At 70.0% G+C, this 953-nt stretch carries 2 protein-coding genes; both read right to left on the minus strand.

The genetic code is table 11. The features are described 5' to 3' along the window. A partial coding sequence (locus tag CUT39_RS08700; RefSeq protein ID WP_198586991.1) for a helix-turn-helix domain-containing protein occupies positions 1 to 672 on the minus strand: 672 nt, incomplete at its 3' end. Further along, on the minus strand, positions 669 to 953 hold a 285-nt coding region (locus tag CUT39_RS08705; protein ID WP_198586992.1), incomplete at its 5' end, for a recombinase family protein. The genes CUT39_RS08705 and CUT39_RS08700, both read right to left, overlap by 4 nt.

The following is a 953-nucleotide window of genomic DNA, read 5'->3' on the forward strand; positions in this document are numbered from 1 at the left end:
GAGGACGGCAGCCACCGGTCGGCCACGACCAGGGTGCCGCCGTTCCAGGCGGTCTTGTATTCGAGCCGGCGGCGGATCCGGCCGAAGGCGGCGTCGGCGATGGGTGAGGGTGGCCGAGCGGACGCGGCCGGTCCCGCGTTTGAGGTGCCGGTCGAGCTTGCGGGTGTTCTCGCAGGTGCGCACAGCCCCGATCCGGGGCAGCGTGAGGTGCCGTCGATCCGGTTCGAGCCGGATGGTGCCGGTGGTGAACCGGCACGAAAGCCGGGAGTGCCGCTTCTCGCGTTTCGGGAATCCCATCTTAGCCCCGGCGCGTTTGCCGCGCTTGGACGCCTGCCAGTTCGCAAGCGCCATCGCGAGGTCGGCGCAACCGGCCGCGTAGACCTCTTTGGAGTTCTCGGCCCACCATGACGTGCCGTCCCCGCGGCCGGTGGCCGCCTCCTTGCGGGCGTTCCAGGATTTGCGAAGCCCGTAGGCCGACCAGTTCACATACGGGGTCAGATCGGCCTCGGCCAGGCCGTAGGTCCGCTCGGCCTCCCGCTGGTCCAGGTTCGCCCGCACCACCCCGAGCATGTGGTTGAACGCGAACCGCTTCCCACCGCAGTGGGAGCCGAACGCCTCGGCCTGCACCGGGGTCGGGTCGAGCGCGTACCGGTAGGCCTTGATGACTTTCACGACGCGGACTCCGAAGCGGCTTTCATGGCGGCCCGGGCGCGGCGCTGGGCCGACCGGCGGCCGTACAGGCGCGCGCACATCCAGATCAACACCTCGGTCATCTCCGGCACCAAGTCGTCCTCGACCTCGGCCTCATCCAGCACGACAATGGAACGGCCTTGCGCTGCAAGCGCGGCCTCCACCTGCTCGAACCCGAACCTGGCCAGCCGGTCCCGGTGCTCGACCACGATCGTCGACACCGAAGCGTCGGCCAGCAGCCGCCGCAGCTCGACCAGGTTCCC

Source organism: Glycomyces xiaoerkulensis (genome assembly GCF_002798405.1).
GTDB lineage: Bacteria > Actinomycetota > Actinomycetes > Mycobacteriales > Micromonosporaceae > Glycomyces > Glycomyces xiaoerkulensis.